Genomic DNA, 7568 nt, shown 5'->3' with positions numbered 1-7568 from the left:
TACCCCGGGAAAGGGTCCGGGCATCCCCTGCCCGTGATCTTTCTGGCGCTCGCCGGCACTCGGTGGATATCGGCGGGCCTTCGGCCGGTCTCCGCCCGGAGATGGCGGCGCGACCTGGTTTCCGTACGCGTCCCCGGCTCGAAGAGGCCTTCTGCCACCGCGGCGAAGGACCAGACGAACCGCAGGGGTCAATCGGGGCCGCCCGCCTCGAGAGCGTGACCGACCCCCCGCGGTTCACCGTGCCGCACCTGTCTGGGAGCAGGCCGCGGTCACCGCCTCGGCGCCCGCCGGATCACCCGCGGCCCGGCGATGGGTCAATGGCCGGAACCTTACGGCTGGGCGTCAGATGTCGTAGTAGAGGGTGAACTCGTAAGGATGCGGCCGCAGGCGGATGGCGTCGACCTCGTTGACCCGCTTGTAGTCCAGCCAGGTCTCGATCAGATCCGCGGTGAAGACGTCACCCTCCCGCAGGAACTCGTTGTCCGCCTCCAGCGCGTCGAGCACCTTCTCCAGCGAACCCGGGACCTGGGGAACCGCGGCCAGCTCGTCCGGTGGGAGGTCGTAGAGATCCTTGTCGATCGGGTCCGGCGGATCAATCTTGTTCCGCACGCCGTCGAGCCCCGCCATCAGAATCGCGGCGAAGGCGAGATACGGGTTGCAGCTCGGGTCCGGCACGCGGAACTCGACCCGTTTGGCCTTCGGTGAGTCACCGCTGAGCGGGATGCGGCAGCACGCCGACCGGTTGCGGGCCGAGTAGACCAGGTTGACGGGCGCCTCGTAGCCGGGCACGAGCCGACGGTAGGAGTTCGTGGTGGGGTTGGTGAAGGCCAGCAGCGCCGGGGCGTGGTGCAGCAGCCCCCCGATGTAGTAGCGGGCGGTGTCCGAGAGACCGCCGTACCCGTTCGGGCTGTAGAAGAGCGGCTCCCCGTCCTTCCACAGGCTGGAGTGGACGTGCATACCGGATCCGTTGTCCTCGAACAGCGGCTTCGGCATGAAGGTAACGGTCTTGCCGCGGCCGCGGGCGACGTTGCGGATGATGTACTTGTAGAGCATCAGGTTGTCGGCGGTCTTCAGGAGCGTGTCGTACCTGATGTCGATCTCCGCCTGGCCCGCGGTGCCGACCTCGTGGTGCTGCATCTCGACGGTGATACCCGTCTCATAGAGCACCCGGGTCATCTCGGAACGCAGGTCGGTGAAGTGGTCCGTGGGCGGCACCGGGAAGTAGCCGCCCTTGAACCTCGGCTTGTACCCGAGGTTTCCGCCCTCTTCCTTCCGGGAGGTGTTCCAGGCGGCTTCGACCGAGTCGACCTGGTGCATCGACCCGTAGGGGTTGTAGTCATAGCGGACATCGTCGAAGATGTAGAACTCCGCCTCCGGACCGAAATACGCGGTGTCCGCGACGCCGGTGCCCCGGAGATAGGTCTCCGCCTTCTTGGCGATGTTGCGCGGGTCCCGGGAGTACTGTTCCTTGGTGATCGGGTCATGGATGAAGAACGTCATGGCGAGGGTCTTGTGCTCGCGGAAGGGGTCCACGAAAGCGGTGTGCGGGTCCGGCAGCAGCAGCATGTCGGACTCGTGGATGGCCTGGAAGCCGCGGATCGACGAGCCGTCGAACATCAGGCCTTCGGTGAACACCGACTCCGCGAAGACCTGGGTCGGGATGGTGAAGTGCTGCATGATCCCGGGAAGATCGCAGAACCTGACATCGATGAACTGAACGTCTTCGTCCCGGATATAGCGAAGCACGTCTTCTGCTTTTGCGAACATTCGTCCTCCAGCATCGCGTCACGCTTCTTAGGGCCACAGGTTACGCCATGTTGGCGTGTCTCCGGTCACCAGGCCGTCGGCGCACGACATCACGGGATAGTTTCCGTAGCGTTACCGAAACCTACTTAATCACTCAACGTGATGAGTTGGGTGCATGTTGCGGTGCCACATAAGCTTGCGTCGTGGGACGAGCACTTGGAGGCTGGCTTGACGGGCCAGGTCTGCCGCGGGACACCCCGCCCGGGGTACGCCTCGGGTTGCCGCGGGACGGCCGAGGATCCGTGGTCGGGTTCGGTCCGCGCCTGCTGGCCTACCTCGTGGACGCGGTCGCCGCGAACCTGATCGTCGGCATGCTGTACATCGTCGGACTGAGCTACACCGCCGACGCGCGTGGCCTCGCGATCTACGCGGTCTTCCTGCTCGAGGAGCTGATCCTCGTCGGTACGGCCGGCCAGACGATCGGCATGCGGCTGGTCGGCATCCGCGTGATCCGGCTGCGTGACTGTGGTCGGCAGTCCTGGCCGTGGATCGTCGTGCGTACCGTTCTGCTGGGCCTGTTCATCCCGGTGTTCATCTGGGACCGTGACCTACGCGGCCTTCACGATCGCGCCGCCGGGACCGTGGTGGTGCGCGACCCCGTGGGCTCCGGCCCCGAGAAGCCCGGCCCCGAAAAGTAGCGCGGATCCCTCCACTACGGGGCTTCGGGGGTGGTCCACCGTGGGTGGCACGGCGGACCACGCCTGGCGGCGGCGCTAGCGGATGCGGCCGCCGCGCGGGATGTTGCGGGGGATCGGTCCCTTCGGGATCGGCAGCGCTGCGCCGCCCATCGCCCGCAGGCGACGGTCAAGGGCATCGACCTCGCCGCGGCGCAGGGTGCGCCGCAGCCGCATCAGGGTGCTCTGCAGCTTGGGCAGGGGAGTCTCCCCCTCACTGGTGCCGACGATGATGTCGGTCACCGGCGTGTCGCCGACGGCCTTGCGGATCCGGCGCTTCTCGGCGGCGAGCAGTTCCCGCGGGCCACGCCCGTGACCCTCCGCGATGATCACGACCCCGGCGCGGCAGACGACACGGTGCACCACATCCTGATGCCGGTTGACGCCGACGGCGGGGGTGAGGCGCCAGTCGCCCCGCATCCGTTCGATCACCCCGGCGGCGGCGCCCGGTTTGCCTTCCATCTCGGTGTAGGCGGTCCGCTGCACCCGTCGGCTGAACAGGTTCAGGGCGACGACCACCCCGAGCAGGAGGGCGATCGGAATCCACAGGTACAGCGGACCGACGAAGATTGCGAGCACGATGCCGACGGCGACCGGAGCGAGGAAGCCTGCCAGGGTGATCCAGAGCGCCTGCGGATCGCGTTGCCGGGTGACCTTGTAGATCATCCGGAGTTGGGTGACCCGGGTGGTGAATCCCTTTCCCGGTCCCGCCTCGCCGCTGCGGCCGTTCCGACCGGCCGCGCCACCCTTGCCGGCCGTGCCGGGGATCTTCCCCGCGGCGCCAGGATTGGTGCCGCGCCTGCCAGCCGCGCCGTTCTTGTCGGCTGCGCCCGCCGACTGGTCCTTCCCCGCCGCTCCCGGGGTCGCCGACCCCGGGGCGTCCGTCGGCTTCTTCTTCAGTGCCATGACCGCGAGCCTACGGCCTCCTGGCTGGCGGTAGGCATGCTCGTCCCGCGCCCGCCGATCGCCATTGGCCGGCGGGAAGTCCGGCGGATCTGACTGCCGGGCGTGATCAGGGCGTGACGCGGATCAGTGCTGGGTGGCGACCGCGAGCGGACGCGGGGCGGCGGCCCGGGGTGGTGACTCGGGGCGGCGCGGGCGTGACCGGCGTGACCGACAGCGGCACGGTGGTGTCCATCCATCGATAGCCGGTCGTCACGTGCAGATCGGTGGCCGCCCGCCACGCGTTACGACGCGCGGTCTTCTGACCTCCGTGCGGCAGCAGCAGCAGGGTCACTTCTTCGAGAACGCTGAGCAGTGAACGGAGCACGATGGGAACGACCTCCCGGCACGGTCGTGGGCACACACCTCGATGATGGGCGAAGAGGATGACCCCCACGTAACAAGGGGGTAACGCTAAGCTAATTCTAGCTGCTTCGAGGAATGGTCACCACGGACTCGGCCGTTGCCCGTGAGAGTTCTCCGACCCACTTTCCGGGGGAACGGACATTTCGCTGCGACCCTGGTCACGTGCCGTCATCGCTTGCTGGTAGAGACGGCCGGCCCGGTAGGAAGACCGGACGAGCGGACCGGACATCACCCCGGAGAAGCCGAGCTCCGCGCCGACACGTTCCCAGTCGAGGAACTCCTCCGGCCGCACCCACCGCTCGACCGGATGGTGCCGCGGCGTCGGGCGCAGGTACTGGGTCACGGTGAGTAGCTCACACCCCGCCGACCGCAGATCCCGCAGGGCCGTGTGGATCTCCTCCGCCGTCTCACCTAGACCCAGGATGAGGTTCGACTTCGTGACCAGCCCGGACTGGCGGGCCTGGCGCAGCACGTCGAGTGAGCGTTCGTACCGGAACGCCGGCCGGATCCGCCTGAAGATCCGGGGTACGGTTTCGAGGTTGTGGGCGAGTACCTCGGGCGCCGCGCCGAACACCTCGCCCAACTGGTCGGGCCGGCCGCCGAAGTCCGGGATCAGGACCTCCACGCCGGTACCGGCCGAGCGAGCGTGGATCTGGCGGACCGTCTCCGCGTACAGCCGCGAGCCGCCGTCCGCGAGGTCGTCCCGAGCGACTCCGGTGACCGTCGCGTACCGCAGGCCCATGGTGGCGACGGACTCCGCCACCCGGCGCGGCTCGTCATGGTCGAGCGGTGCGGGCCGCCCGGAGTCGATCTGGCAGAAGTCGCAGCGGCGGGTGCAGACCTCCCCGCCGATCAGGAAGGTCGCCTCGCGGTCCTCCCAGCATTCGTAGATATTGGGACAGCCGGCTTCCTCGCACACCGTGTGCAGCCCGGCCGATTGGACCAGCCCCTTGACGTCCTGGTACTGCGGGCCGGTGCGCAGCCGAGTCCTGATCCACGATGGCTTGCGTTCGATCGGCGTCTGCGCATTACGGGCCTCGATGCGCAGCAGCGGACGACCCTCGGGGGCGACGGCGATCATACCACCAGCTCCATCTGCTCAGCTTGCTCAGCGACCGGTGCGAAGAAGGGGCCGCTCCGCGGCCAAGCGAATTTCGGCGAGGAATCGCTGTATGTCCCATGCTTCGCGGTAGGGGACCGCGGAAAGCCTGAGAACATCCACAATCATAAGCCTGCCGGCTCAGTCGCGGGGCACCGCGGGTAGCAGACGGGGCACCACCGCGGTCTCCACGGCGGTGCCGTCCGGACCGCGTTCGACCCGCCAGGCGTGCACCCCGGGCCGGTCGGCCACCGCCTCGACGAGATCGGTGCCGTGGAAGTGCAGACCCACTCCGTCGTCGGTCGCCCATCCGGCCGGCAGCGTGCCCTCGGCGACCAGCCGCTGGAACAGCGGCCGCCGGCCGGCCTCCGAGTCGTAATGCGGGGTGTTGCTGAAGGGCAGCAGGCCGAGGCCGTTCGCCACCGGGCGGAGATCCGGGCCGAAGGAGTCGGTGGTGCCGCCCATATGCCAGCACAGTGAACCGGCGGAGACTCCGCCGAGCACGACCCCCGCCTCCCACGCCTCGCGGAAGATCTCACCGAGCCCGTGCACGGCCCAGACCGCGAGCAGATTGGCGACGCTGCCCCCGCCGACCCAGACGACGTCCTGCGCCAGCAGATGGGCGCGGATGTCGGCGATGTTCGGCATCGGGAACAGCGTGAGGTGGGAGACCAGCACGTCGGGTCGGTCGCGGTTGAACGCCGCGTACCCGCGGGCGTAGGCGGCCTGGTCGTCGCCCAGGGCGGTCTGCAGCAGGCAGACCCGGGGCCGTGCGCCCGTTGCGGACAGACTGATGGCGTGATGGAGGATGGGACCGACCTTGGCTCCGTAGCGGCCGTCCGGAAGGAAGCCACCGCTGGTGGCGAGGATCTGCACAGGTTCGTCGCTCTCTGAAGGCTGTCGCACGTGACGGTCATCGATCGCATGCCCCGCGGCGGATCGTAAAAAGTTATCCACAACCGGACGAAGAGGTATGCAGACCGGACGAGTTTGAGCCTAGCGTCGCTTCTTGTGACCTTCACCGACGATTCCGCGGACAGACCGGCCCGGCGCGTCGGCCGCGTACCCGAGGTCCCGGGGGTGAGCATGCGTTCCCGCCTGCGGGACGCCGGCTCTGGAGAGCTCTGGTCGGGTCAGTTCGACCAGTCCGGGATCGAGTGCGTGGTGCGGCGGGTGCGGCTGGCGCCGGACCCAGTGCTGCGTTCCGCGGCGGTTATCGCGGCCCGGGCCCTCGTGGACCTGGAGCATCCCCATCTGGTGCCGGTCGTGGCGGTGTTGCCGACCGCGGAGGGCCTGGCGTTGATCACCGAGCCGGTCGTCGGCGGTGTCAGCCTCGCGCGGCTGCTCGCCGCCCGCGGGGACCTGGACCCCGGTGAGGTCGTCACGATCGGTCTGCCGATCGCGCAGGCCCTGGCGGCCGCGCACGCCGTCGGCGTCGTGCATGGCCGGCTCGAGCGTGAGGACATCCTGTTGGAGCCGAACGGGCGTCCGGTTCTGATCGGGCTCGGGGCCGCGGCGCTGGCCGACGCCGCCAGACCGGATCCGATTCCACCCGAGGCCGCGTCTGCGGATGTCCATGATCTGGCCACTCTGCTGCTCGGGGCGATGCGTGAGGCCACCGGGCCGGACGCAGCCGCGGTGGCGGTGGTGACCGCCATGATCGACGACCCGCGCCGACGACCGAGTGCCCTGGAACTCGCCGCGTCGCTGGCCCGCAGTGCGACTCCGCTCCCGGTCCGCTTGGTGGGCGGCGGCGAGCCGGGTGGCGCGGCGCGGCGCGGCCCCTCGCCGACCGAAACCCTGCCGGTGATCCCCCGGGTGGACCCGCCCGGCGATCCGGCCCCGCCCGACCGAACCATCACCGGAGCGACGGCCGTCGACGCCGCGGAACTGCTCGACTCATTGCCGCCACCGCCCCGACGGTCGACCCGTGCGACGACCAACCCTCGGAAGGCCGCCCGCGGTGGCGGCCGGGGTGCCGGGGGCAACGGGTCGGCCACCGGGGGTGCGGCCACCCCGGGGGGCCTCAGCTCTCCGGGCCGAAGCACCCGGCCGACCTCCGCGCGCCGACCGCGTCGGGTGGGAGCCCGCCGCCAGCGATTGCTGTTCCCGGTGACCGCCGGGCTGGGCCTGCTGGTGGTCGTGGTGGCCGTCGCGTTGCTGCTGGCCAGCCCGGAGAAGGACGATGCGCCCGGCGCGGCCGGGACATCTGCGCCACCAACCGGTGCAGCCTCCGCGGCTGGGCGGGAACCGACGGCGTCGCCGGTCGCCAATCAGTCGCCCGAGCAGGTCTGGCGTTCGGTACTCGCCGAGTTGAACACCGCGCGCAGCCGTGCGTTCGAGCGGGCTGACGAGAACCTCCTGACAGAGTCTGATGCCGCGGGTAGTGAGCTGCACGCTTCGGACGTCGCGCTGATGAGGCAGGTGGTCGCGAGGGGGGCGCATGCCTCGGCACTGCGCAGCGACATCCTCGATCTCAAGGTCCGGGTCGAGGAACCGGACCGCACCGTGCTGCGGGTCACCCAACGCCTGAACGCCTACGACTTCCTCGACGCCGGGGGGAAGGTGCTGGCGCATCAGGCGGCGAAGCCGCCGGAACGGCGTGACCTCACCCTGATCCGTACCGGCTCCGGCTGGCGGGTCTCGGAGAACGTCCCGGTCCCGGCCGGCTGACCGTCCGG

Annotated in this window: 7 protein-coding genes; 2 read left to right on the top strand and 5 right to left on the bottom strand. The window is 69.5% G+C overall.

What is annotated here, in order from left to right; all coding sequences use genetic code 11:
• Positions 1 to 342: 342 nt before the first annotated feature.
• Positions 343 to 1767, bottom strand: coding sequence for a type I glutamate--ammonia ligase (gene glnA, locus AC08OQ_RS00320; RefSeq protein WP_462187559.1), 1425 nt, complete (start codon positions 1765 to 1767; stop codon positions 343 to 345).
• A gap of 182 nt (positions 1768 to 1949) precedes the next feature.
• On the opposite strand from glnA, the gene AC08OQ_RS00315 reads away from it, so the two are divergent.
• Positions 1950 to 2444, top strand: a complete 495-nt coding sequence (locus tag AC08OQ_RS00315) for an RDD family protein (RefSeq protein ID WP_462187560.1) — start codon at positions 1950 to 1952, stop codon at positions 2442 to 2444.
• 75 nt (positions 2445 to 2519) lie between these two features.
• On the opposite strand, the gene AC08OQ_RS00310 is transcribed toward AC08OQ_RS00315, so the two are convergent.
• The 4 genes from AC08OQ_RS00310 to AC08OQ_RS00295 form a co-directional block, all read right to left on the bottom strand.
• Positions 2520 to 3386, bottom strand: coding sequence for a DUF4191 domain-containing protein (locus AC08OQ_RS00310; RefSeq protein WP_476601291.1), 867 nt, complete (start codon positions 3384 to 3386; stop codon positions 2520 to 2522).
• A gap of 106 nt (positions 3387 to 3492) precedes the next feature.
• Positions 3493 to 3750: a hypothetical protein gene (locus tag AC08OQ_RS00305; RefSeq protein WP_476601290.1), complete on the bottom strand. Its 258-nt coding sequence runs from the start codon at positions 3748 to 3750 to the stop codon at positions 3493 to 3495.
• A 117-nt stretch (positions 3751 to 3867) separates the two neighbouring features.
• Positions 3868 to 4869, bottom strand: coding sequence for a lipoyl synthase (gene lipA / locus AC08OQ_RS00300; RefSeq protein WP_476601289.1), 1002 nt, complete (start codon positions 4867 to 4869; stop codon positions 3868 to 3870).
• Between the two features lie 159 nt (positions 4870 to 5028).
• Positions 5029 to 5763 carry a Type 1 glutamine amidotransferase-like domain-containing protein gene (locus AC08OQ_RS00295; RefSeq protein ID WP_476591715.1) on the bottom strand — a complete coding sequence of 245 codons (735 nt, stop codon included), beginning with the start codon at positions 5761 to 5763 and terminating at the stop codon, positions 5029 to 5031.
• A 210-nt stretch (positions 5764 to 5973) separates the two neighbouring features.
• On the opposite strand from AC08OQ_RS00295, the gene AC08OQ_RS00290 reads away from it, so the two are divergent.
• Complete coding sequence (locus AC08OQ_RS00290) at positions 5974 to 7560, top strand: protein kinase (protein WP_476601292.1); 1587 nt, start codon at positions 5974 to 5976, stop codon at positions 7558 to 7560.
• Positions 7561 to 7568 lie beyond the last annotated feature (8 nt).

This window comes from Frankia sp. CcCS3 (assembly GCF_977927575.1).
The sequence above is the reverse complement of the archived record's forward strand: the minus strand, read 5'-3'. Positions and strand labels throughout refer to the sequence as shown.

Bases quoted from the DNA above. Each gene is read 5' to 3' on its own strand.
- glnA (WP_462187559.1), bottom strand. From the start codon at position 1,767: ATGTTCGCAAAAGCAGAAGACGTGCTTCGCTATATCCGGGACGAAGAC.
- AC08OQ_RS00310 (WP_476601291.1), bottom strand. From the start codon at position 3,386: ATGGCACTGAAGAAGAAGCCGACGGACGCCCCGGGGTCGGCGACCCCG.
- lipA (WP_476601289.1), bottom strand. From the start codon at position 4,869: ATGATCGCCGTCGCCCCCGAGGGTCGTCCGCTGCTGCGCATCGAGGCC.
- AC08OQ_RS00290 (WP_476601292.1), top strand. From the start codon at position 5,974: ATGCGTTCCCGCCTGCGGGACGCCGGCTCTGGAGAGCTCTGGTCGGGT.